At 70.9% G+C, this 22553-nt stretch carries 22 protein-coding genes, 1 tRNA gene and 1 pseudogene; 11 read left to right on the forward strand and 13 right to left on the reverse strand.

Annotation, left to right across the window (positions count from 1 at the left end; genetic code table 11):
• Positions 1 to 50 precede the first annotated feature (50 nt).
• A complete protein-coding gene (locus RQG84_RS07455; protein ID WP_311209508.1) occupies positions 51 to 206 on the reverse strand; it encodes a hypothetical protein in 156 nt (51 codons plus the stop codon).
• Positions 207 to 665: 459 nt separating this feature from the next.
• On the opposite strand from RQG84_RS07455, the pseudogene RQG84_RS18100 reads away from it, so the two are divergent.
• Together RQG84_RS18100 and RQG84_RS07460 are read left to right on the forward strand one after the other, a co-directional pair.
• A pseudogene (locus RQG84_RS18100) lies at positions 666 to 887 on the forward strand (transcriptional regulator); the annotation flags it as partial.
• 75 nt (positions 888 to 962) lie between these two features.
• Positions 963 to 1772, forward strand: a complete 810-nt coding sequence (locus tag RQG84_RS07460; RefSeq protein ID WP_311209509.1) for an ImmA/IrrE family metallo-endopeptidase — start codon at positions 963 to 965, stop codon at positions 1770 to 1772.
• Positions 1773 to 2020: 248 nt separating this feature from the next.
• Here the strand turns inward: RQG84_RS07460 and RQG84_RS07465 are convergent.
• A tRNA-Lys gene (locus tag RQG84_RS07465) sits at positions 2021 to 2093 on the reverse strand.
• 153 nt (positions 2094 to 2246) lie between these two features.
• On the opposite strand from RQG84_RS07465, the gene RQG84_RS07470 reads away from it, so the two are divergent.
• The 3 genes from RQG84_RS07470 (at position 2247) to RQG84_RS07480 (ending at position 4132) form a co-directional block, all read left to right on the forward strand.
• A complete protein-coding gene (locus RQG84_RS07470) occupies positions 2247 to 2396 on the forward strand; it encodes a hypothetical protein (RefSeq protein ID WP_156364687.1) in 150 nt (49 codons plus the stop codon).
• Between the two features lie 89 nt (positions 2397 to 2485).
• Positions 2486 to 3103: a DUF47 family protein gene (locus tag RQG84_RS07475; protein ID WP_311209510.1), complete on the forward strand. Its 618-nt coding sequence runs from the start codon at positions 2486 to 2488 to the stop codon at positions 3101 to 3103.
• 3 nt (positions 3104 to 3106) lie between these two features.
• Entirely contained in the window at positions 3107 to 4132 is a 1026-nt protein-coding gene (locus RQG84_RS07480; RefSeq protein WP_055970125.1) for an inorganic phosphate transporter, read from the forward strand.
• Positions 4133 to 4413: 281 nt separating this feature from the next.
• Here the strand turns inward: RQG84_RS07480 and pstB are convergent, their stop codons facing one another.
• From pstB to RQG84_RS07505, 5 genes are all read right to left on the reverse strand, one after another.
• The gene (gene pstB / locus RQG84_RS07485) at positions 4414 to 5193 is read right to left on the reverse strand and encodes a phosphate ABC transporter ATP-binding protein PstB (protein WP_311209511.1); all 780 of its coding nucleotides are present in this window, start codon (positions 5191 to 5193) and stop codon (positions 4414 to 4416) included.
• A 6-nt stretch (positions 5194 to 5199) separates the two neighbouring features.
• Positions 5200 to 6279, reverse strand: coding sequence for a phosphate ABC transporter permease PstA (gene pstA / locus RQG84_RS07490; protein ID WP_056552907.1), 1080 nt, complete (start codon positions 6277 to 6279; stop codon positions 5200 to 5202).
• Positions 6279 to 7229 carry a phosphate ABC transporter permease subunit PstC gene (gene pstC, locus RQG84_RS07495; protein ID WP_311209512.1) on the reverse strand — a complete coding sequence of 317 codons (951 nt, stop codon included), beginning with the start codon at positions 7227 to 7229 and terminating at the stop codon, positions 6279 to 6281. The genes pstA and pstC overlap by 1 nt, the downstream gene beginning before the upstream one ends.
• A gap of 85 nt (positions 7230 to 7314) precedes the next feature.
• Positions 7315 to 8415 carry a phosphate ABC transporter substrate-binding protein PstS gene (gene pstS / locus RQG84_RS07500; protein ID WP_311209513.1) on the reverse strand — a complete coding sequence of 367 codons (1101 nt, stop codon included), beginning with the start codon at positions 8413 to 8415 and terminating at the stop codon, positions 7315 to 7317.
• Positions 8416 to 8542: 127 nt separating this feature from the next.
• On the reverse strand, positions 8543 to 9454 hold the full coding sequence (locus RQG84_RS07505; RefSeq protein ID WP_311209514.1) for an NUDIX hydrolase: 912 nt from the start codon (positions 9452 to 9454) through the stop codon (positions 8543 to 8545).
• Positions 9455 to 9528: 74 nt separating this feature from the next.
• On the opposite strand from RQG84_RS07505, the gene RQG84_RS07510 reads away from it, so the two are divergent.
• Positions 9529 to 10575 carry a hypothetical protein gene (locus RQG84_RS07510; protein WP_311209515.1) on the forward strand — a complete coding sequence of 349 codons (1047 nt, stop codon included), beginning with the start codon at positions 9529 to 9531 and terminating at the stop codon, positions 10573 to 10575.
• A gap of 6 nt (positions 10576 to 10581) precedes the next feature.
• Here RQG84_RS07510 and RQG84_RS07515 read toward each other — a convergent pair whose 3' ends face one another.
• On the reverse strand, positions 10582 to 12726 hold the full coding sequence (locus RQG84_RS07515) for an RNA degradosome polyphosphate kinase (RefSeq protein WP_311209516.1): 2145 nt from the start codon (positions 12724 to 12726) through the stop codon (positions 10582 to 10584).
• Between the two features lie 124 nt (positions 12727 to 12850).
• Here RQG84_RS07515 and RQG84_RS07520 point away from each other — a divergent pair, with 124 nt between their 5' ends.
• On the forward strand, positions 12851 to 13897 hold the full coding sequence (locus RQG84_RS07520; RefSeq protein ID WP_311209517.1) for an alpha/beta hydrolase: 1047 nt from the start codon (positions 12851 to 12853) through the stop codon (positions 13895 to 13897).
• Between the two features lie 12 nt (positions 13898 to 13909).
• On the opposite strand, the gene mshD is transcribed toward RQG84_RS07520, so the two are convergent.
• From mshD to RQG84_RS07540, 4 genes are all read right to left on the reverse strand, one after another.
• Positions 13910 to 14710: a mycothiol synthase gene (gene mshD, locus RQG84_RS07525; protein WP_311209518.1), complete on the reverse strand. Its 801-nt coding sequence runs from the start codon at positions 14708 to 14710 to the stop codon at positions 13910 to 13912.
• A gap of 68 nt (positions 14711 to 14778) precedes the next feature.
• Positions 14779 to 16224, reverse strand: coding sequence for a carboxyl transferase domain-containing protein (locus RQG84_RS07530; RefSeq protein ID WP_311209519.1), 1446 nt, complete (start codon positions 16222 to 16224; stop codon positions 14779 to 14781).
• 31 nt (positions 16225 to 16255) lie between these two features.
• A complete protein-coding gene (locus RQG84_RS07535) occupies positions 16256 to 17479 on the reverse strand; it encodes a CoA transferase (protein ID WP_311209520.1) in 1224 nt (407 codons plus the stop codon).
• A 1-nt stretch (position 17480) separates the two neighbouring features.
• A complete protein-coding gene (locus tag RQG84_RS07540; protein ID WP_311209521.1) occupies positions 17481 to 18806 on the reverse strand; it encodes an SLC13 family permease in 1326 nt (441 codons plus the stop codon).
• Positions 18807 to 18917: 111 nt separating this feature from the next.
• Between RQG84_RS07540 and RQG84_RS07545 the strand changes: the two genes are divergently transcribed.
• Together RQG84_RS07545 and RQG84_RS07550 are read left to right on the forward strand one after the other, a co-directional pair.
• The gene (locus RQG84_RS07545; protein WP_311209522.1) at positions 18918 to 19625 is read left to right on the forward strand and encodes an FCD domain-containing protein; all 708 of its coding nucleotides are present in this window, start codon (positions 18918 to 18920) and stop codon (positions 19623 to 19625) included.
• Positions 19622 to 20389 carry a sulfite exporter TauE/SafE family protein gene (locus RQG84_RS07550; RefSeq protein ID WP_056572853.1) on the forward strand — a complete coding sequence of 256 codons (768 nt, stop codon included), beginning with the start codon at positions 19622 to 19624 and terminating at the stop codon, positions 20387 to 20389. Before RQG84_RS07545 ends, RQG84_RS07550 begins: the two co-directional genes overlap by 4 nt.
• A gap of 21 nt (positions 20390 to 20410) precedes the next feature.
• Here the strand turns inward: RQG84_RS07550 and RQG84_RS07555 are convergent, their stop codons facing one another.
• Positions 20411 to 21151 (reverse strand): response regulator transcription factor, encoded by a 741-nt coding sequence (locus tag RQG84_RS07555; protein WP_056572857.1) that lies wholly within the window; start codon positions 21149 to 21151, stop codon positions 20411 to 20413.
• Positions 21152 to 21363: 212 nt separating this feature from the next.
• Between RQG84_RS07555 and RQG84_RS07560 the strand changes: the two genes are divergently transcribed.
• Complete coding sequence (locus RQG84_RS07560; RefSeq protein WP_311209523.1) at positions 21364 to 21690, forward strand: MoaD/ThiS family protein; 327 nt, start codon at positions 21364 to 21366, stop codon at positions 21688 to 21690.
• A 40-nt stretch (positions 21691 to 21730) separates the two neighbouring features.
• Complete coding sequence (locus RQG84_RS07565) at positions 21731 to 22534, forward strand: hypothetical protein (RefSeq protein ID WP_311209524.1); 804 nt, start codon at positions 21731 to 21733, stop codon at positions 22532 to 22534.
• Positions 22535 to 22553: the final 19 nt, after the last annotated feature.

Genomic DNA, 22553 nt, shown 5'->3' on the forward strand with positions numbered 1-22553 from the left:
GTGGTCCTTGATTGTGGTGGGCGGGCACGCTTGCTGACCGCCCAAGGACATTACTTCTCGTCGCGCACGCCCTTGTGGGGGTTCGGGCTGCCGTTCATGATTCGCCCGGTGCTCGTGTCACGCTTGAAGTACGTGTCGCCGCGCTTGAACTCGCTGCGCCCCTTAACTGCGCCGATACGGCTGCCGCGTCCGGTGTTCTTCGCCATCTGGTTCTCCTTCTCCTGAAGTCAGCGTTGCGCTGAACGTTCGGCGTTTCGTCGGCTAGGCTTTACCTGACAAGTAAAGCACATGTTGGCTTTACTGGATAGGTAAAGAGCAAGATGCTGGTTAGTGTTGCGAACCATGAGGTCGCTGCTGCGCTCCGGCCCGAGGCGGTCCTGGCGCTTTCGGAGCCAGCGCGCGGAGATCTTCGTATCGTGTTGACGCTGATAAAGTTTGCAGATTGCCTCGAGCAACTGACGAGAAGTCAGGGCGCGAAGTTGACTGCTCTAGCAGGAGAGCCGGGGTCTGCTTTCCATTTCGGGACCCCGTCGACCGGGGTGCGGCTTCACCCCGTTGATGACTTCGGTGCCCACGTGGTCGTAGAGGTGAATCGCGAGGACTTGAGATCCATCGATGCCGTGTCGATCTCGGCTGTCGGGCTGACGCTGAAGGAGGCCAGCTGAATGAACCAGCACCCATCGGGCCGGAACGCGCCAACGACTTTGCGCCACGACTACAGAGTCAGCGCTGGTGAGCTAATTCGCTTCGAGCTCCGTGCCCGGGGTCTCACCCAGGCCGACTTAGCGGCTCGCGCTGGGGTTTCGGCGAAGCATTTGAATCAGGTCATCCAAGGTGTGGTCCCACTCTCTGCCGACACAGCCCTGCGCCTTGAGCGAACCTTGGGTACCCCTGCGGCGATTCTGAGTCAGGCGGACGCGATAAGCCAGTCGCACAAGCACCGAGCGAAGTCACATGTGTCGATGGCCGAACACCGAGCCTGGTACGAGAAGTTCCCGAAGCCGGCTCTTCGAAGACTCGGCCAACATGTGCCCTCTGCGCCGATCGAGTCTCAGATCGAAGCTCTACTGGAGTACCTGGGGGTTGCTGACCCGAACGCCTTTGACGCGGTTTATGGAGAAGCGCTTGTCTCATTCAGGCGTGCGCAGCGATGGATCGTTGACCCGTACGCAACGGCGCTATGGCTGAGAAGTGCTGAGCTGCGGGCGAGCGAGATCGAAGTTGCGGTTTACGAGAGGACTCGGTTCCGTGACTTGCTTCGTGACTTGCCTGAGTTGACGACCCTAGAGATGGCGGACGCCTTCCCGCGCCTGCAAGACCTGTGCGCGGATGCTGGCGTCGCGGTTGTTTACAACCCTGCGATTGACGGGACGAGGGTCTCTGGAGCGGTGCGTTGGCTGGGTCCCGAACGTCCCGTCATTGCGTTGTCGGAGCGCGGCAAGTTCGAGGACAGCCTGTGGTTCGGCTTCTTTCACGAAGCCGCGCACGTCGTGCTGCACCCAAGGCGCAAGAGCGTTGTCGAGTTGAGCCATTCCGACGACGGCGATGGTGCCGAATCGGAAGCCAACGAGTTCGCCAAGGCAACGATCCTCCGCGGGTGCGTGGACGACCTCATGGGCGCGGAAACCCGAGAGCAGATCGTCGAACTCGCGGGTCGGGCTGGCATCGACCCCGGCCTCGCCGCCGCTATTCGGGCGTACGAAGGTGATGCCGATGGATGGCGCATCGCGTCCAAACTGCGCCGGAAGCTCGACGTAGGTGACTTGACGTAGCTACCGGCGGCTTGACCGATTGGCTCCTGCCGCCGCATCGCGGCGCGCACCAGATGACTCACGGCTGGCATCTTCCGCCGCGGCCACCGCGTCGAACCGATGGAAGCCCGGAAGCGTGTCGTCCCTGCCAGGGGAGTGCACCGATGGCATCCGCTAGGGCGGTCGCATCTTGACGGCGCGCCTCGCCGGGCGACAGGTAACTCCACAGGTAACAGGCTGAGTCAGCGGCCTTTGCCGCCGTGCAACGGTAGGCCCCGTGGGACTCGAACCCACAACCCGCGGATTAAAAGTCCGCTGCTCTGCCAGTTGAGCTAGAGGCCCTGGCGAGGCCAGTCTGCCAGCGTTCGGTGGACGCGGCCGCCGGGCCGTCGCCATCGGCGCGAACTGCTGCCGAGAGGTGGCCGGTGGGGTTACCCTGGGCGCACCGCCTCCCCCCGGGCGGTGGACATCCCCCTTGCATCATCGGAGCACCCCATGCTCGAGCCCCTCGACGATCGTCTTCGCGACGACGACGTGCTCGACGAGATCGAGCTCACGAGCCGGTTGATCATCGCCGCGTCGAACCGCGAGACCCCCATGACGCAGGCCGAGGTCGACGCGTTCCTCGGCCTCGACATCCGCTGAACGGACCCTCGAGGTCCGGCCGATTGACACTTGGTGAACGTCAGCACCTACAGTTGTCTCGGCCTGAACCGAATCGACAGGAGCTTGGCGTGCGATTTCGCATCCGTCCGGTGGAGACGTCCTTCTACGACCTCTTCGCAGAAGCCGCATCCCACCTCGTGCACGGTGCCAACCTCCTGGCACAAGTCCTCGACCCCGACGTCGACCGCGTCGCCCTCGGCGAGCAGATGCGCGACGCCGAGCACCAGGCCGACGAGACGACCCACAAGATCGTCAAGCGGGTCAACTCGACGTTCGTGACGCCGTTCGACCGCGAGGACATCTACCGCCTCGCCAGCAGCCTCGACGACGTCATGGACTACATGGAGGAGACGGTCGACCTGATCGGCCTCTACGAGATCGGTGAGCTGCCGAGCCAGTTCGCCGCCCAGGTCGAGGTCCTGCAGCGCGCCTGCCAGCTGACCGCCGAGGCCATGCCCCGACTGCGCACCATGAAGGACCTCGAGGAGTACTGGATCGAGATCAACCGTCTCGAGAACCAGGGCGACCGGTCCTACCGGCGCATCCTCGCCGACCTGTTCAGCGGCAGCTACAAGTCGCTGGAGGTCCTGAAGCTCAAGGACGTCGTCGACTCCCTCGAGCACGCGATCGACGCCCTGGAGTCCGTGGCCAACACGGTGGAGCAGATCGCCGTCAAGGAGTCCTGAGCCATGGACCTCGTCCTGACGATGGTGATTGCCGTCGTCGTGATCGCGCTCGTCTTCGACTACACGAACGGGTTCCACGACGCGGCCAACGCGATCGCGACCTCGATCTCGACGCGTGCCCTCACCCCGCGCATCGCCCTGGCGATGGCGGCGGTCCTCAACTTCGTGGGAGCCCTGCTCGGTGTGGGGGTGGCCCAGACCATCCAAGGCATCATCGACATCGACTCACGGGTGTCGTCCGGCGTCGACATGGATCGCGCCCACGGCCTGACGATCGTGCTGGCGGCGCTGATCGGCGCGATCACCTGGAACCTCATCACCTGGTACTTCGGCATCCCCTCGTCGTCGTCGCACGCCCTCATCGGCGGCATCGTCGGTGCCGGCGCTGCCTCGGCCACCGCCGTCGACTGGGCGACCCTCGTCGAGAAGGTCGCCATCCCGATGGTGCTCTCGCCGCTGCTGGGCTTCGCGGGTGCCTTCGCCCTGATGACGGCCATCATGTGGATATTCCGCAAGGCAAATCCAGGGAAGGTCGCTCGCGGCTTCCGTCACGCGCAGACCGTCTCGGCGGCCGGCATGTCGCTCGGCCACGGCCTGCAGGACGCGCAGAAGACGATGGGCGTCATCGTCCTCGCGCTCGTCGCCGGTGGCTTCGAGGACGGCTCCGACGTCCCGCTCTGGGTCATCATCGCCGCCGCCTCCGCCATCGCCGCCGGCACCTACTCGGGCGGGTGGCGCATCATGCGCACCCTCGGGCGTCGCATCATCGACCTCGACCCGCCCCGCGGCTTCGCGGCCGAGGGCGTGGCCGCCACGGTGCTCTACGTCATGGCGATCGGCCTGCACGCCCCCGTCTCGACGACGCACACGATCACCTCGGCCATCATGGGCTCGGGCGCCACCAAGCGCTTCAGCGCGGTGCGCTGGGGCGTGGCCAAGGGCATCGTCACCGCCTGGATCGTCACCATCCCTGCGGCTGCCGCGGTCGCGGCGGGGTTCTACGGCGTCGCCCAGTTCTTCCTGCCCTGACGGTCTCCGCCTCGGAGCGGCCGCCGCTGGTCGAGTAGGCGTGCTCCGCTGGGGGCACCTCCCGCTTGCGGGGGCGGGACGAGCGTGAGGACGACGTATCGAGACCACTCGGCGGCGAGCAGCTGACTCGACGACAACGCACCGACGCCCGCTCCTGGTGGAGCGGGCGTCGTGTGCTTGCGGGGGTCTGGATCCTTGCGAGATCTCGGTACAGCGGGACCGGCTTCGCCGGTGGACCACTCGATCTGGCTTCGCCGCTCCCTCGCTGCGCTCGGTCGGGCTCAGCCAAACCGGCCCTGGATGTAGGCCTCGGTGGCCGACTCCTCGGGGTTGGAGAAGATCTTCTCCGTGCGGCCGAACTCGACGAGCTTGCCCGGCTTGCCCACGCCCGCCAGGTTGAAGAACGCGGTGTCGTCGGAGACACGCGCCGCCTGCTGCATGTTGTGGGTGACGATGACGATCGTGTACTTCTCCTTGAGCTCGTGGATCAGGTCCTCGATGACGCTCGTGGAGATCGGGTCGAGGGCCGAGCACGGCTCGTCCATGAGCAGCACCTCGGGCTCCACCGAGATGGCGCGGGCGATGCACAGGCGCTGCTGCTGACCACCCGACAGGCCGGAGCCTGGGCGGGACAGGCGGTCCTTGACCTCGGCCCACAGGCCCGCGCTGCGCAGCGAGCGCTCGACGATCGCGTCCGACTCGGACTTCTTCATCCGCTTGCTGTTGAGCTTCTGGCCCGCCAGCACGTTGTCGTAGATCGACATCGTCGGGAACGGGTTGGGGCGCTGGAAGACCATGCCCACCATGCGGCGCACGTTCACCGGGTCCATCTCGTCGGCGTAGAGGTCCTCGCCGTCGATGAGCACCTTGCCCTGCACGTAGGCACCCGGGATGACCTCGTGCATGCGGTTCAGCGACCGCAGGAAGGTCGACTTGCCGCAGCCCGAGGGGCCGATGAAGGCGGTCACCGCGCGGGCGGGGATCGCGATGTTGACGCCCTCCACGGCGAGGAAGTCGCCGTAGTAGATGTTCAGGTCGGAGACGTCGATGCTCTTGGCCATCGGGGTTTACCTTTCGCCCTTGGGTGAGAAGAAGTACGACACGAGACGTGCGACGAGGTTGAGCAGCATCACGAGGGCGAGCAGCACGAGCGCCGCTCCCCATGCGCGGTCGATGCTGAACTCCGGCGGCACGCCCGGGTAGCGGATCGAGGAGTAGGCGAACACCGGCAGCGTGGCCATGCGTCCGTCGAAGAGGTTGAAGTTGGTGGAGTCCGTGGCACCGGCGATGATCAGCAGCGGCGCGGTCTCGCCGATCACACGGGCGATCGAGAGGGTGATGCCGGTGACGATGCCAGCCAGGGCTGTGGGCACCACGACCTTCGCGATGGTGCGCCACTTCGGCACACCCAGCGCGAAGGCGGCCTCGCGCAGCTCGTTCGGCACGAGCTTGAGCATCTCCTCGCTCGAGCGCACCACCACGGGGATCATCAGCACCGAGAGGGCCACCGAGCCGCCGATGCCCATGCGCACGCCCTCGCCGAAGAAGATGACGAACAGGGCGTAGGCGAACAGGCCGGCCACGATCGATGGGATGCCGGTCATGACGTCGACGAGGAAGCGGATCCAGCTCGAGATCTTCTTGCCGGCGCCGTACTCCACCACGTAGATCGCGGTGAACAGGCCGATCGGCACGCTGATGAGCGTCGCGGCGCCGGTGATGAGCAGGGTGCCCATGATGGCGTGGTAGATGCCGCCGCCCTCGCCCACCACGTTGCGCATCGAGGCATTGAGGAACTCGCCGGAGAGGACGGGCACGCCTCGCGAGAGCACGGTCCAGATGATGCTGGCGAGCGGGATGAGCGCCAGGCCGAAGGCGGAGTAGACCAGCAGCGTGACGAGCCGGTCGACGGCCTTGCGGCTGCCCTCCACGAGGCGCGACCAGATCGGCAGCGCGAACGTGAGGAACCAGCCGAGCAGGACGCCCCGGACCGGTCCGATGCCGGAGAGGGAGGCCAGGACCGCGACCGTGGCAGCGGCTCCGACCACGACACGCGGCGCCCAGAGCGGCAACGTCGCGCCGCGCAGGGAGTCGAGGAGCTCCTCGGTCTCGCGGGAGCGCTGGGGGCGGGGTTCGGTGGTGGTCATCAGTTGGCTCCCGAGAAGTCCTTGCGCCGGTCCACGATCGCGCGGGCGGCGAAGTTGACGGCGAAGGTGATGACGAACAGGACGAGGCCGGAGGCGATGAGCGCGTTGACGGTCAGGCCGCTGGCCTCGGGGAAGCTGAGGGCGATGTTGGCCGCGATCGTGCTCGGGTTGGTCGAGCTGATCAGGTTGGCCGTGACGACCGACGCGGGCGAGAGCACCATGGCCACCGCCATCGTCTCGCCGAGCGCGCGGCCCAGGCCGAGCATGGCGCCGGAGACGATGCCGGAGCGCGCGTAGGGGAAGACGGCCATGCGGACCATCTCCCAGCGGGTGGCGCCGAGCGCGAGCGCGGCCTCCTGGTGCAGGCGCGGCGTCTGCAGGAAGATCTCGCGGCAGATGGCGGTCATGATGGGCAGGATCATGATCGAGAGCACGATGCCGGCCGTGAGGATCGTGCTGCCGGTCGGCGACGGGGGTCCGGCGAACAGGGGGATGAAGCCCAGGTTCTCGTTCAGCCACCGGTAGAAGGGGACGATCGCCGGGGCGAGGAAGATGATGCCCCAGGCGCCGTAGACGACGCTCGGGACCGCGGCCAGCAGGTCGATCACGTAGCCGAAGACCGACCCGAGCCGCTTCGGCGAATAGTGCGAGATGAACAGCGCCACACCGATGGCGACCGGGACCGCGATCAGCAGGGCGAGCACGGCGGCGAGCAGCGTGCCGTAGACGAGGGGCCACACGTAGGGCACGAAGCTCTGGCCGCTCTTCACCTCGTCGGGCGAGGCCGTGATGCCGGGGATGCCCTCGACGGTGAGGAAGAGCGCGACGCCGGCCAGCGTCAGCAGGATGAGGAGCGCTGCGCCGAAGGAGAGGCCGAAGAACACTCGGTCGCCGGGGCGCGTCGGGGCGCGGCGGGCCTGGGGAGGCTCGGGGGCGAGCTTCGAGGTCACGACGGTCCTTCCGGGTTGGGGGGAGACGAGCGGGTCCGGTCCCCGGCCGAGCCCGTGGTGGGCTCGGACCGGGGACCGGATCCGATCAGCTGGCGGCCTTGATGGTGCCGACGGCCTTGGCGACCTTGCTGGCGAAGTCCGCCGTGAGCGGTGCGGAGCCGGCCTGCTCGGCGGCCGTCTTCTGACCCTCGTCGCTGGTCACGTACTCGAGCCAGCCCTTGACGAGGTCGGCCTTCGGCGCCTCGTCGTAGGACTCGCAGCCGATCATGTACGACACCAGGACGATCGGGTACACGCCGGCCTCGGTGGTGTCGCGCTCGATGTCGAGCGCGATGTCGGTGGCGTCGCGGCCCTCGACCTCGGTGGCGGTGTCGAGCACCTTGGCCGCGGCCTCGGGGCTGACCTCGACGAACTCGTCGCCGACCTTGACCTTGGCCTGGCCGAGGTCACCGGCCTGCGACTCGTCGGCGTAGCCGATCGTGCCGTTGCCGTTGGTGACGGCCTGGACGACGCCGGACGTGCCCTGGGCAGCCTCGCCACCCTTGATCGGCCAGGTCTCGACCTCGCCGCCGCTCCACGAACCGCCGGAGGCGGCCTCGAGGTAGGCGGTGAAGTTCTTCGTGGTGCCCGAGTCGTCCGAGCGGTGGACGGGGGTGATCGTGGTGTCCGGGAGGTCGGCGTCGGGGTTGTCGGCCGCGATGGCCGAGTCGTTCCACTTGGTGATCTTGCCCTCGAAGATCGCACCGATGGTCTCGGCCGAGAGGTTGAGCTCGTCGACGCCCTCGAGGTTGTAGATGACCGCGATGGGGCTGACGTAGGTGGGGACCTCGACGACCGGACCGCCGCAGCGCTCCTGGGCCTTGGTGAGCTCGTCGTCCTCGAGGTAGGCGTCGGAGCCGGCGAAGTCGACGCCACCGGCGATGAACTGCTCGCGACCGGCGCCCGAGCCGGCGGGGTCGTAGTTCACGGTCACGTCGCTGTTGGCGGACTGGAAGCCGGCCTTCCAGGCGCCGACGGCAGCCTCCTGCGAGCTGGCACCGGCACCGTTGAGGGTGCCGGAGAGCGACGAGTCGCCCGAGCCCGAGCCGGAGTCGCCCTCGTTGGAGGCGCCACAGGCGGAGAGTCCGAGAGCGAGGGTGAGAGCGAGTGCCGCGGGGGCGGCTGCACGCAGCGTGGTGCGGTTCACGGGGGGTGTCCCTTCGATGATCACATGCTTCTGTCGTCGTGGACGCTAGGGAAGCCAGGTGTATCGGGACCCGTAGGACGGTGAACGGCCGGTGAACGATGGGCGAAGGAAGCGGACCCGTCGCTGGTCAGCGGGGTGACGCAGGTCTCCCCAGCGGCTCGGAGGCGAGCACCTTCCCGCGGCGGTGGTGCAGCACGACCCCCTCGCCGGGGGCGAGGTCAGGGGCCTCGACCCCCAGCGCCTCGAACACCCACGGCAGCGTCGGGCGGTGCCCACAGATCACGGCGGGGGGCTTGGCGTCGAGGACGGCGTCGACGCAGCGGCGCACGTCGGAGCGGCGCGTGTCCTCGGTGAGCCGGTCGTCGAGCCTCAGGAACGCGCCGATGGACCGGGCGAAGGGCTCCACGGTGGCCGCGCAGCGCTCGGCCGGGCTGGTGACGACGCGCCGCACCCCGTACGCCTGCAGGATCGGCACGAGGGCCTCGGCGCGGCGCTCGCCGACGAGGGTCAGCGACCGGAGCGCGTCCTCCCCGGACCAGCTCTCGCGCGCCCTCGCCTTGCCGTGGCGGACCACGACGAGCGTGCGGGTGCGGTGGGCCTTGTCGTCGCGCAGGTCCAGGAAGGCCTCGAGCAGGTCGTGGTCGTGGTCGTAGCTGAGGAGCTTGCGGGCGTGCCCCGGCCGCACCCACCGCACCTCGTCGACCTCGCGGTTCGGCACGAAGGGCGTCTCGGTGCGGCCGACCACACGGGCCGCCCAGTAGCTGACCCGCTTGGGGCCGCCGGCCACGCGGTACTGCGTGTCGGGCAGCGGGTGGCCGAGCCGGATCCGCTGCCCGGTCTCCTCGGCGACCTCGCGGACCGCGGTCGTCACCAGGTCCTCCCCGGGGTCGGGCTTGCCCTTCGGGAACGTCCAGTCGTCGTAGCGCGGACGGTGCACGAGGAGGAGCTCGACGGGGCGTCGACTCGTGTCGTCGGGACGAGGGGTGGCGCGCCGCCAGGTGACGGCGCCGGCGGCGGTCAGCGGACGTTCACGTGACATGCCTCGTATTGTTCACGTCCAAGGTGTCCAGACGGTGACGAACCGACCTGGCGAGACGACGAGGAGGTGGTCCGGTGGTGCGCAGGAGCCCGTCGGCCGTGGTGCTCGTCGTCGTCCCGCTCGTGGTGCTCGCGCTCGCCGCCGGGGTCGCCTGGGCCGTCACGGGACCCGGGCAGCAGGTCCTCGGGCGGGCCGACGTCCGCGGACCGCTGGCGTCGGCGCTGGCGGTCGCCCCGGCCGACACGACGGTGCTGGGCTTCACCGACTGGGACCGCATCCGCGACTCCGGGGTGACCGATCCCGCCACGCGCGACCTGGCCACGCGGTCGGCGCTCTCCGACATCGGCGAGGCCGTGCCCCAGGCGTTCGGCTGGTCGATCGACGACGTCCGCTGGGAGGCGTTCGTGCAGGACCTCGGTGCTGGGGTCCTGGTGGTCGCACCCGGTGACGCGTTGTCCTGGAGCGAGGTCGAGGACGGTCTTCGCGAGGCCGGGTTCGACCAGGACGGCGACGGGTGGAGCGCCACGCCGCAGGTCCTGACCGAGACCGGTCTCGGTGACCAGTTCACCGCGGTGCGGATCGTGCGCTCGGCCGGCGTGCTGGTGGCTGCCACCGCGCCCGAGGCCGCCGACCAGGTCGTGCGGACGGCCACGGGCCGCGACGCGTCGCTCGCCACGGTGCGCCAGGCGGCCGACACCGCCCAGGCCCTGGCCGGCGCCGACACCGTGCTGCTGCAGGCGGGCTCGCTGGGGTGCGACGCCGCCGCGGTGCCCGACACCGACCGCGCCGCCGCCGACGCCGCGCAGGCGCGTGAGGGCCGTCTGCAGGCCTACTCGTTCGCGGGGCGGGCCCTCACCGACCGCGGCGGCTCCGGCGCCAGTGCACAGACCGCGACCTTCGCGATGACGTTCGACGACGTCTCGACCGCCCGGGAGCAGGCGCCGATCCGCGAGCGGCTCGCGACCGGCCCCTTCATCGGGCGCACCGGTCAGGTGGAGGACGAGCTGCGCGACCCCTCCGCCACGGTGGACCAGGCCACGGTGACGCTGTCGTTCGACCGGTCCGCCGACGGCACCGTGCTCATGCTCGGCACGGGTGCCCTGCTCTTCGCCGCCTGCTGAACCGCGTCAGGAGGTCGCGCGGCTGCGGCGGCGCTTGGCGCGGGCGATCAGCTCGGTCTGCACGTCGCGCTCGGTCGCGTGGCGGGTCCACGTGCCGTCGGCGCCGAGGTGCCAGGAGCTGGTGGCGTCGTCGGCCATCCTGGCGAGCAGGTCACCGAGTGTCTGCACGTGCTCGGCACTGGGCACCCGCACCAGCACCTCGACACGGCGGTCGAGGTTGCGGTGCATGAGGTCGGCCGACCCGATCCAGGCCTCGGGGCTCCCGCCACCGGCGAACCAGTAGACCCGGCTGTGCTCCAGGTAGCGCCCGAGCACGCTGCGCACCTCGATGTTGTCGCTCAGCCCCGGCACGCCCGGTCGGAGCGTGCAGATGCCGCGCACGACGAGCCGCACGGGGACGCCGGCGCGCGACGCCTGGTACAGACCGTCGATGACGCCCTCGTCGACGAGGGAGTTCACCTTGAACGAGATCCCGGCGGGCCGTCCGGCCCGGTGGTGCTCGATCTCGCGACCGATGTGCTCCAGCAGGCCCTCCCGCAGGCCGGACGGGGCCACCATGAGGCTGCGGTACTCGCTCTGGTGGGCGAACCCCGAGAGGGCGTTGAACAGCTCGAGCAGGTCGTTGGTGATGTCGGGGTCGCTCGTCAGCAGCCCGAAGTCCTCGTAGAGGCGGGCCGTCTTGGGGTTGTAGTTGCCCGTGCCGAGGTGCGCGTACCGGCGCAGCCCGTCGGGCTCGTCGCGCACCACGAGCGCCAGCTTGCAGTGCGTCTTCAGCCCCACCAGGCCGTAGACGACGTGGCAGCCGGCGCGCTCCAGCTTGCGGGCCCAGCGGATGTTGGCCTGCTCGTCGAAGCGGGCCTTGATCTCCACGAGCACGAGCACCTGCTTGCCCGAACGTGCGGCGTCGACGAGGGAGTCGATGATGGGGGAGTCGCCCGACGTGCGGTACAGCGTCTGCTTGATGGCGAGCACGTGCGGGTCGGCCGCGGCCTGCTCGATGAAGCGCTGCACGCTCGTGGCGAACGAGTCGTACGGGTGGTGCACGAGCACGTCGCGGCGACGCAGCGTGCCGAAGAGGTCGGCGGGGCTCGCGGTCTCGACCTCCGCCAGGTGCTCGTGGGTGCCCGGGACGAACGGGTCGAACTTCAGCTCGGGGCGGTCGAGGTCGGCGATCTCGCCCAGGCTGCGCAGGTCGAGCGGACCCTGGAGACGGAACACCTCGTCCTGCCTGATGCCCAGCTCGGACACGAGCAGGTCGAGCACCTCGGCGTCGATCGTCTCCTCGACCTCGAGTCGCACGGGCGGGCCGAAGCGGCGCCGCAGCAGCTCCTTCTCGAGCGCCTTGAGCAGGTTCTCGGCGTCGTCCTCCTCGACCTCGAGGTCCTCGTTGCGGGTCACGCGGAACGCGTGGTGGGCCACGATCTCCATGCCGGGGAACAGCAGGTCCAGGTGGGCGGCGATGACGTCCTCGAGGGGGACGTGGCGACCGTCGCTCGTCGGCATCCAGCGGTCGATGATCGGGGGGACCTTGACGCGCGCGAAGTGCTGCTTGCCGGTCTCGGGGTTGCGCAGCACCAGGGCGAGGTTCAGCGAGAGGCCGGAGATGTAGGGAAAGGGGTGGGCCGGGTCGACCGCCAGCGGCGTGAGCACCGGGAAGACCCGGTCGCGGTAGGTGGCGCTGACGTCGGCGCGCTCGCTCGGCGTCAGGTCGTCCCAGCGGACGAGGGCGATGCCCGCCTCGGCGAGCGCCGGCACGACGTCGGACGCGAAGGCGCGGGCCTGCTCGATCATGAGGCCGTGGCTGGCCTCGAGGCTGCTGGCGAGCACGTCCTTGGGGTGGAAGCCGCTGGCCGAGGGCACGGCCACGCCGGCGGCGATGCGGCGCTTGAGGCCGGCGATGCGCACCATGAAGAACTCGTCGAGGTTGCTGGCGAAGATCGACAGGAAGCGCACGCGCTCGAGCAGGGGCAGCGAAGCGTCGTTGGCGAGCTCGAGCACCCGGGCGTTGAACGCGATCCACGACAGCTCTCGGTCGAGGAAGCGGTCCGCGGGCAGCTCGCCGTCGGCGGGGTCGAACGGCGGGTCGACGTCGAACTCGTCGGGTGATGCGGGTGTCTCGACCGCGGGGAGGTCCAGATCGGTGGTGTCCACACGTCGAGTGTCGCAAGCCCAGGTGAACAGTGCTTGAACGACGACGTGTGCCGGGGCTCGACGGACGCCGGCGTCGGGGCGGACACGGGGGTCATGGACCGACGTGGGGCGCTATGGTGCGCGCATGGTGTCGACGACGAAGCTGCTGGCGCTGGTGCAGGCCAAGGGCGCCCAGGGCCTCTTCTCCCTCCCCACGCCGGTCATCAGGCGGCTCGCGGGTCGGCCGCGCACCGTCGACGGCCGCACGCTCGATCCGGAGATGCAGCTCCTCCTGCGGGTCATGGGCCTGCAGGGCCCCGCCGTGGAGACCCTGTCGATCACCCGCGGCCGTCGCATGTACACCGAGGCCTTCCAGATGCTCGGCGGCACCCAGCCGATCGGGGCGGTCACCGACCGCACCATCGACGGCCCCGGTGGACCGCTGGCCCTGCGCTTCTACACGCCCCGAGGGCTCAGCGGTCGGTCACCGGCCCTCGTCTACCTGCACGGAGGCGGCTGGGTCTACGGCGACCTCGACGCCTACGACGGCGTCTGCCGGTTCCTGGCCGAGGAGGCGCAGGTGCGGGTCGTCTCCGTCGACTACCGCCTGGCGCCGGAGGCGCAGTTCCCGGCCGGCTTCGAGGACGCGTGGGCAGCCTGGCGCTGGGTCACCGAGCACGCCACCGGCCTCGGCATCGAGCCGTCCGCCATCGCCGTGGGCGGCGACAGCGCCGGCGGCAACCTCTCGGCCCTCGTGGCGCAGCACGCCGCCCACGCCGACGACGTGGTCGCGCCGGCCTTCCAGCTGCTGATCTACCCGGCCACCGACTTCGTGGAGGAGCTCCCCAGCCGGACGCTCCTCGGTGAGGGGTACCTGCTCACGAAGGCCTTCATGGACCTGTGCTCCGACAGCTACCTGGCCGGTGACGAGGACCGGGCCGACGCGCGGCTGTCCCCGCTGCGCCAGGACGCCACCGGAGCGGCACCCGCCTACGTCGTGACGGCGGGCTTCGACCCGCTGCGCGACGAGGGCACCGCGTACGTGGAGCACCTGCGGGCCGCCGGCGTCACGGTGGAGCACGTGGAGGAGCGCGGGCTCATCCACGGCTTCGCGAACATGGTGGGCATCGGGCGTTCCGCGCCGCGGGCCATGCGCCGGGCCGCCGCCGCGCTGCAGCGCGGTCTCAGCTGACGTCGGCGCGGCTCACGCGCGGGCGTAGAGCGTGTCGCGTGCGTGCTCGGCGAAGCCGAGGCGACGGTAGACGGTGAGGGCGGCGTCGTTGTCGCCCTCGACGTAGAGGTCGACGGTCCGCAGGCCCCGTTCGTGCAGGTGGCGCAGGCCGCGTGCGGTGAGGGCGGTGCCGAGGCCGCGGCCGTGCGCGTCCGGGTCGACCCCCACGACGTAGACCTCGCCGGTGTCCCCCTCGACCTTGGTCCAGTGGAAGCCGACGACCTCGCCCTGCTCATCCTCCGCGACGAACAGGCCTGCGGGGTCGAACCACGGCTCGGCGGCACGCCGCTCGAAGTCGGCGCGGTCCATGGCGCCCTGCTCAGGGTGGTGAGCGAACGCGCGCCCGTTCACCGCGACGACCGCGTCGGTGTCGTCGGGACGGAAGCCGCGCAGCGTGACGCCCTCGATCGTCCGCTCCTGCGGGGCCTGCTCGCCGAGCGCGAGACGCAGGACCAGCAGGGTGCGCTCGGGCGTGAACCCGGCCGACGCGGCCAGCGCCTGCGCGGCGGGCAGGTCGCCGTGCGCCCAGAGCCGACGTTCCCCGCGGGCGACCAGCTGGTCGAGGAGCGCCCGGCCGATGCCCTGGCGGCGGTGGTCGGGATGCACCACCAGCTCGGCGGGGGCGTCGGAGAAGGCGACCGCGGCCGCCACCTCGTCGCGCTCCAGCAGCACGCGGGGCTCGTCGCCCTCGCGCAGCGCGATGCGGGTCGCCTCGTTGAGGGGCTCCACGCCGTCGACGTCGGTGGCGGCACGGGCGAGGTCGGACAGGCTCATGCCTCCATGATGACGCGGGGTGCGAGACCCCGCGGCGCGCCGGGTCCGTGGTCGGCGCGCCGCGGGGGTCAGCCGCGGTGCAGGTCGGCGAGCCGGCGCAGCTGGTGGCCGACCTCGGCCGCCACCGCGCTCGCGAGCGCCTCCGGGGTGTCGTCGACCGGCTCCGGCACCACGTGGTGCACGGTGCCGAGCTCGTGCAGGTCGAGCGCCGAGACCCGCTGCTGCTCGGCCATCTCGGGCGCGTGGTCGACGTCGCCGTGCACGATCGCGCTCGCACCCTCGGGCGGCAGGGGCGACAGCCACGCGTTCTCGGTGGCCACCACGACGTCGGCCGGCAGCAGCGCGAGCGCGCCGCCACCGCAGCCCTGGCCCAGCAGCACCGACACCGACGGGACGGTGAGGGTCGACATCGAGGCGATGCAGCGGGCGATCTCGCCGGCGATCGATCCTTCCTCGGCCTCGGGGGAGAGCTCGGCGCCCGGCGTGTCGATGACGGAGACGAGCGGCAGGCCCAGCTCCTGGGCCAGACGCATCCCGCGCCGTGCCTCGCGCAGCGCCGCCGGCCCCATGGGGTTGGCGGGCGTCTGGGTGGTGCGGTCCTGGCCGACCACGACGCACGGCACGCCGTCCAGGCGCGCCAGGGACACGAGCATCGCGCTGTCACGCTCGCCCTCGTCCGTTCCCTGCAGCCGCACGGTGGCGTCGCTGCCGTGCCGCAGCAGGTGGCGCACCCCGGCGCGTCCCTCGCCGCGGGTGAGCTCGATGGACTCCCACGTGCTCAGGCGACGTTCGGCGTCGGGCTCGCGACCCGGGCGGCGGTCCCGCGTGGACTCCGTCGCGGCGTCCACCAGGATGCCGAGGGCGCGGTCGACGACCATCGGCAGCTCGTCGTGCAGCACGACCTCGTCGATGATGCCCCGCTCGGCCAGGTTCTCGCTCACCTGGACGCCGGCCGGGAACGGCCGACCCTCCAGCAGCTCGTAGACCTTGGGCCCGAGGAAGCCGACGAGAGCGCCGGGCTCGGCCACCGTGACGTGCCCGAGGGAGCCCCACGAGGCGAACACGCCGCCGGTGGTGGGGTGCCGCAGGTGCACGAGGTAGGGCAGACCGGCCGCGCGGTGGTCCATGATCGCGCGGGAGATGTCGACCATGTGCACGAACGCCGGCGTGCCCTCCTGCATGCGGGTTCCGCCCGAGGCCGTGGAGGCGAGCAGGGGCAGGCCCTCGGCCGTGGCCCGGCGGACGGCGCTCGTGATGCGCTGGGCGGCGGCTCGACCGATGGATCCGGCGAGGAAGCCGAACTCGTTGAGCACGAAGGCCACGGGCCGCCCCTTCACCAGGCCGCGCCCGGTGATCACGGACTCGTCGGTGCCGGCCCGTGCCGCGGCCTTCTCGACCGCGGCGCGGTACTCGGGGGAGTAGCCCGAGACGTCGATCGGCTCGTCCCAGGACTCGTGGGACCCGGGGTCGAGGACCAGCTCGACCAGGTCGTGGGCACCGATGCGGGCGGTCATCGGTGCTGCTCGTTCGCTCGCTGACGCTCGGTCATCGGTCGCCTTCCTCGATCCAGCGACGGACGGTGCCGCCGTGCTGGTCCAGCGTGGGGGGTGCCTGGTGGTCGGTGCGGGTCGTCTCGACCCCGCCGCCGTCGAAGAACCGCAACGGCGGACCCGGCAGCGTCACGCTACCCAGGGTCGAGTGCTCGACGTCGACGAGGAGCCCCTGGCTGTGGGTCTGGTCCCAGGCGTAGACCTCGTCGAGGGTGCGCACCTTGCCGGCGGGGATGCCGACCTCGGCGAGCCGCGCGAGCAGGTCCTCGGCCTTCCAGTCGGCGAAGACCTGCTCGACCAGCTCGACGACCTCCTCGCGACGGGCGACCCGCTCGGGATTCGTCGCGAAGCCCTCGAGGTCGGGGTCGACGTCGAAGCCGGCGCAGAAGTCGTGCCAGAGGCCCTCGCTCCCGACGGCGATCTGCACGGCTCCGTCGGCGCAGCGGAACAGGCCGTACGGCGAGATGGACGCGTGGTGGTTGCCCTGCGCCCGGCCGACGGTGCCGGCGACGGTCCAGCGGGTCCCCTGGAAGCCGTGGACGCCGACCGTGGCGGCGAGCAGCGACGTGCGCACCACCTGGCCGCGACCGGTCCGCTCCCGCTCGTGCAACGCGGTCATGACGCCGTAGGCGCCGTACATGCCGGCCAGGATGTCCGAGATCGGGGTGCCGACCTTCTGGGGGTCGTCCGGCGAGGAGCCCGTGATGGACATCAGCCCGGCCTCGCCCTGGGCGATCTGGTCGTAGCCGGAGCGGCCCCCCTCGGGCCCGTCGTGCCCGAAGCCCGTGATCGAGAGCACCACGAGGCGGGGGTTGCGCTCGCACAGGCCGTCGAGGCCGAGCCCGAGACGCTCGAGCACGCCCGTGCGGAAGTTCTCGACCAGCACGTCGGCGCGGTCGACCAGCGCGAGGAAGACGTCGCGGTCGGCCTCGTCCTTGAGGTTGAGCGCCACCGACTCCTTGTTGCGGTTGGCCGACAGGAAGTAGGTCGACTCGCGCTGGACGTCGGGGTCGGCCTCGTCGGCCGTGCCGACGTGCCCGTCGGCGTGGGGCCAGCGGAAGGGCGGACCCCATCCGCGGGTGTCGTCGCCGTGGCCGGGGGCCTCGACCTTGACCACGCGGGCGCCGAGGTCGCCCAGCATCATCGTGGCGTGCGGCCCGGCGAGCGCGCGGGAGAGGTCGACGACCAGCAGGTCCGAGAGCGGTCCGGAGCTCGTCATGTCAGGCCCCCCATCCCGGCAGCACGAGCGCGGCCCAGACGAGCAGCGGACCGACCAGCACCACGATCACGCTGTAGGTCAGGATCTGCTTGTAGTAGACCTGCTCGGTCACGGTGTCCGGCCGGTTCGCGAGCATGAGCGCGCCGTTCGTGGAGAACGGGCTCACGTCGACGATGGTCGAGCTGATGGCCAGGGCCGCGATGAACATGGCCGGGTGGATGCCGCCGTCGACGATGAGCGGGATGGCGATCGGCACGATCACGGGCAGCAGCGCGGTGGAGGACGCGAACGCCGAGACCACGCCGCCGACGTAGCAGAGGATCAGGGCGCCGATGGCCACGGCGCCGAGGCCCGCGGCCCACCCGCCGACGTACTCCGGCGAGCCGGCCTGCGTGAGGATCGCGGCGTACGTGCTGACGCCGGCCACGAGCAGGACGGTCGGCCAGGCGATCTGGCTGACGGCGCCCTTGTGCTCCTGTGCCGACAGCATGGCGAGGATGACGGCGGCGGTGATGGCCACGAAGCCGATGTTCTTGTCGAAGGCGAGGGCCACGACGGCCACGCCCACGAAGGCGACGAGCGTGAGCACCTGGTCGGTGCGGACGCCCGTCGCGGCGGTGCCGGTGGGGGCGTCGACGCCGTAGCCGCGGGCGGTCACCTTCGCGCCACCGGTGTGCAGGTCGGCGGTCAGGGTGTCGTCGTCGCCGGGCTCGATGCGCTGCGACATGAGGCGGCGACCACCGAGGGCGAGGAACAGGATGGCGGCCATGACCAGGTTGACCACGAGGCTGGCGAGGAACACCGTCATCTCGCTGACGGGCAGGCCGTTCTCGCGCATGACCGAGTTGGTGATGGTGCCGTAGATGCTGATGGGGGAGAAGCCGCCGCCCTGGGCGCCGTGCACGACGAACATGCCCATCATGAGCGGGCTGATCTTGTACTTGCCGGCGAAGCCGAGCGCGATGGGGCCGATGATGGCGCAGGCCGCGGGGCTCGCAGCGCCGATGGACGTCAGGAGCGCGGTGACCGCGAACATGACCCACGGGATCAGCGCGACGCGCCCGCCGACCGCCTTCACGGCGGTGGTGACGATGAGGTCGACGGTGCCGTTGTTCTTCGCGATCGCGAAGAGGTAGGTGACGCCGATCAGGGTGAGGATCAGGTCGCCGCTCACTCCGGCGAGGATCTCCTTCTCGTCGAGGTCGAGCGCGTACATGCCGACGAGCCACGCGGCCACGTAGGCCAGGGCTCCCATGTTGATCGGCAGCAGCGTGCCGATGACGAACAGCGCGACGAGCGCGATGATCGCGATGAGTTCCGGTCCCATGGCGGGAGCCTCCTGTGCAGTCGTGACGAGGGTCGTGTGACGGGAGTCACCCCCGATGGATCAGTGGCCTAGCCAATAGTCATCTGAGCCGATTGTCAATACCCTGGCTCCATGGCTTCCCCGAACGACGGCCTCCGACCGGTCGCGCGCCCCCGCCTCTACGAGCAGGTGGCCGAGCAGATCGCCACGTGGGTCGCCGACAACGGGCTCGGTGCCGGCGACCGCCTCCCGCCCGAGCGCGACCTCGCCACGCGCCTCGGCGTCAGCCGCGCCACGGTCAGCCAGGCGCTCGTCGCGCTCGAGGTCGTCGGTGCCGTCACGGTGCGCCACGGCGACGGCGCGATCCTCACGGGGGGCTCCGGGGTCCGGCGCATCACCGAGGCGATCCGCGAGCACGCCCAGCGGCTGCCCGACGTCATCGACGCCCGCGACGCGCTCGAGACCAAGATCGCCGCGCTCGCCGCCCAGCGCCGCAGCGACGCCGACGCCGACGCCATCGACGCCGCGCTCGACGGCATGGAGGCCGACATCGACGCCGGCGGTGGCGGCGTCGCCGGCGACGAGCAGTTCCACGCCGCCGTCACCGCCGCGGCGCACTCGACGCTGCTGGCCCGCATGATGGCCGAGATCAGCGAGCTCGTGCTCGAGACCCGCATCGAGTCCCTCGGCCAGCCCGGCCGGCCCCGCGACTCGCTCGCCGCCCACCGACGGATCGCGGCCGCCATCCGCGCCGGCGACGCCGACGAGGCGGCGCGAGCCATGCACGACCACGTCGAGCAGGTCAGCGACGTCGCGATCCTGCGCGAACCACCCGCGTGAGCGCGGGGGAGGTCGCCGCGATCGTCGCGGCGGGCTTCGGTGCGGGCATCGCCACCGCGTCGATCGGCGTGGCGTCCCTGGTGAGCTTCCCGGTCCTCGTGGCGCTCGGCGTCCCGCCCGTCACGGCCAACGCCTCCAACACCGTGGGACTGGTGCCGGCCGGGCTCAGTGGGTCCTTCGGCTACCGCCGCGAGCTCTCCCTGCACCCTCGCGTGACCGCGACCGTGCTCGGGCTCAGCGGCCTGTTCGCCGTGGTCGGCGCGCTCCTGCTCCTGCGGCTCCCCTCCTCGGTGTTCGAGTCGGCCGTGCCCTGGCTCATCCTCTTCGCCTGCTCGCTGGTGGCCACGCAGCCGCTCATCTCACGACGGGTCCGGTCCCGGCGGGGCCCCGACCACGTGACCGGCCCGCCGCGGGTGGGCGCCGGCGTGGGGCTCGGCACCGCGGCGTGCGGGGTCTACGGCGGCTACTTCGGCGCCGGGCAGGGCGTCATGATGATCGCCGTGCTCGCCTTCGGGCTGGAGCTGCCGATGGCCGTGATCAGTGCGCTGCGCACCGCCGCGATCCTCGCGTCCAACCTCGTGGCGACCGCGATCTTCGTCTTCGTCGCACCCCTGGACTGGACCGTCGTGCTCCTGCTGGGGGCCGGGTCCGTCGGCGGCGGCTACGTCGGGTCGATCATCGGTCGACGCCTGCCCGACCTGGTCCTGCGCGCGCTCGTCGTGGCATCCGGCGTCACCGTGGCCGCCCTGATGCTGCGGGGCTGACCCGCCGCGTGTCGTGGTCCGTCAGGCGCGGGCACCCGGACCCGGGACCCTGGAGGCGGGCTGCGAGGGACGCTCCTCGGTGTCGGGGGTGGTGGCGACGAAGCGGTAGCCGACGTTGCGCACGGTGCCGATGAGCGTCTCGTGCTCGGTGCCCAGCTTGGCGCGGAGTCGACGCACGTGGACGTCGACCGTGCGCGTGCCGCCGAAGTAGTCGTAGCCCCACACCTCCTGCAGCAGCTGCTGGCGGGTGAACACCCTCCCGGGGTGCTGGGCGAGGAACTTGAGCAGCTCGAACTCCTTGAAGGTGAGGTCGAGCGTGCGGTTCTCGAGCTTGGCGGTGTAGGTGGCCTCGTCGACGACCAGGCCGCTGGAGGCGATGAGGTGGGAGTCGTCGTCGCCGTCCTGGCCTGCGGCCACGCGTCCCATGGCGAGCCGGAGGCGTGCCTCCAGCTCGGCAGGTCCTGCCGTGGTGAGGATGACGTCGTCCATGCCCCAGTCCGAGGCGGCGACCGCGAGGCCACCCTCGGTGAGGATCAGCACGAGCGGGCACTCGATGCCGGTCGTGCGGATGACCCGGGTGAGGCTGCGCACCTGGGCGAGGTCGTGGCGACCGTCGACGAGGACCGCGTCGGACGGTGGCGCGTCGATCAGCGCGCTCGCCTCGGCGGGGAGGATCTTGACGTGGTGGGGCAGCAGCGCGAGCGCGGGCAGCACCTCCACCGAGGACTGGGTGCTCTTGGTCAGGAGCAAGAGGTGCGACACGAGGTCCCTCCGTCGTTCCGCCGCGGGCGCGGTGCCCACCGCTCGCAGGTGGTACCGGTCCGGAGCGTCACCCCGAGGGGACCGCCTGCGTCAGTGCTTCTGTGCTGTTGCTGTTGCTGTTGCTGTTGCTGGGTGCGTGCTGGTGGTGCTGGTTATGACAAGAGGCCAGGTGATGTCACCGTGGCCTCGTCGCATGGTCGAGAATAGTGCATGTGTCGGACGAATCACCAGAAGGTGTCGCGGAAGAGAACGACGTCACAGTCGCCGCTGCGAGCGGTCGTGACGGCGTCACGGTGCGCTACTGGGCTGCCGCGCGTGCCGCCGCGGGCGTCGAGACGGAGACCGTCGTCGGCGCCACGCTGGCCGAGGTCGAGGCCGCCGTGGTGCGACGACGACCGGGGGACCGGCGCTTCGCCGACGTCCTGGGCATCTGCTCCGTGCTCGTCGGCGAGGTGCCGGTCGGGGGTCGCGACCACGCCGACGTCGCGCTCGAGCCGGGGTCGCTGGTCGAGTTCCTGCCCCCCTTCGCCGGTGGCTGAACCGGCCGCGGGGCACCGGCCGGTTTGGCATCATGCTCAGGTGCCCCGCCTCGTGTCGTCGCTGCTGTCGACCGCGCTCGCGGGGTTGCTCGCTCTCGCCGTGACCACGGGCGAGCTGTGGCTGGTCGCCGCCGGCGTCCTGCTCGTCCAGGTCCTGGTGGCCGCGGCCCCACCCTCGGCCGGCCTGGAGCAGGTCCGTGCGGGCTCGTTCGTGCCGGTCGCGGCCGGCAGCCTGGTGGCCACCGGTCTGGCCCTCGACCCGAGCCTGCTCGCCGGGACCTCCGGCACGCGGGCGGCCCGCGACGCGCTCCTGTCGTCCGGCGTTCTCGCGGGCGTCCTCGCCGGGGTGGCGGTCGTGGTGGCCCTCGCCTGGTTCACCCAGATGCTGCGCCGCGAAGGCCGGGAGCACCTCGTCCGCTCCGCCGCCGCGACGGTGACGCTCGGCGTCCTGGCCACGCTGGCCGCCGGCTGGGTGGCCGCAGCGCGGGCGTCCCTGTCGACCGACGTGGTCCTCATGGCCGGCGTCGGGCTGTCGGTCGCCGTGCTCGTCTGGGCCGCGCCGGGCGACCGCGTGGTGCTCGCGTCGGTGGCCGTCCTGGCCGGGGCAGGTGCGGGAGCGGCCGTCCCCCTCGTCGTCGACGGGTCCGGCACGTGGGTCCTCGGCACGGCCGTCGGCGCGGGTGCGGCGCTGTGCGCCCTGCTGGGCCAGGTGGTCGGCCGTGCCTGGACCGCCGGTGGGACGACGTCGGGGCCGGAGCTCTGGGTGTTCCCGGCGGCGCTCTCGGTGGCCCTGGCGGCTCCGGTGGCGCACCTGGGCGCCCAGCTCGCGGTCCTCGTGGTCTGATCCGGACGTGGTCCGTCCA

The organism is Aeromicrobium sp. WCS2018Hpa-31, from assembly GCF_031843905.1.
In the GTDB taxonomy this organism is placed as follows: domain Bacteria; phylum Actinomycetota; class Actinomycetes; order Propionibacteriales; family Nocardioidaceae; genus Aeromicrobium.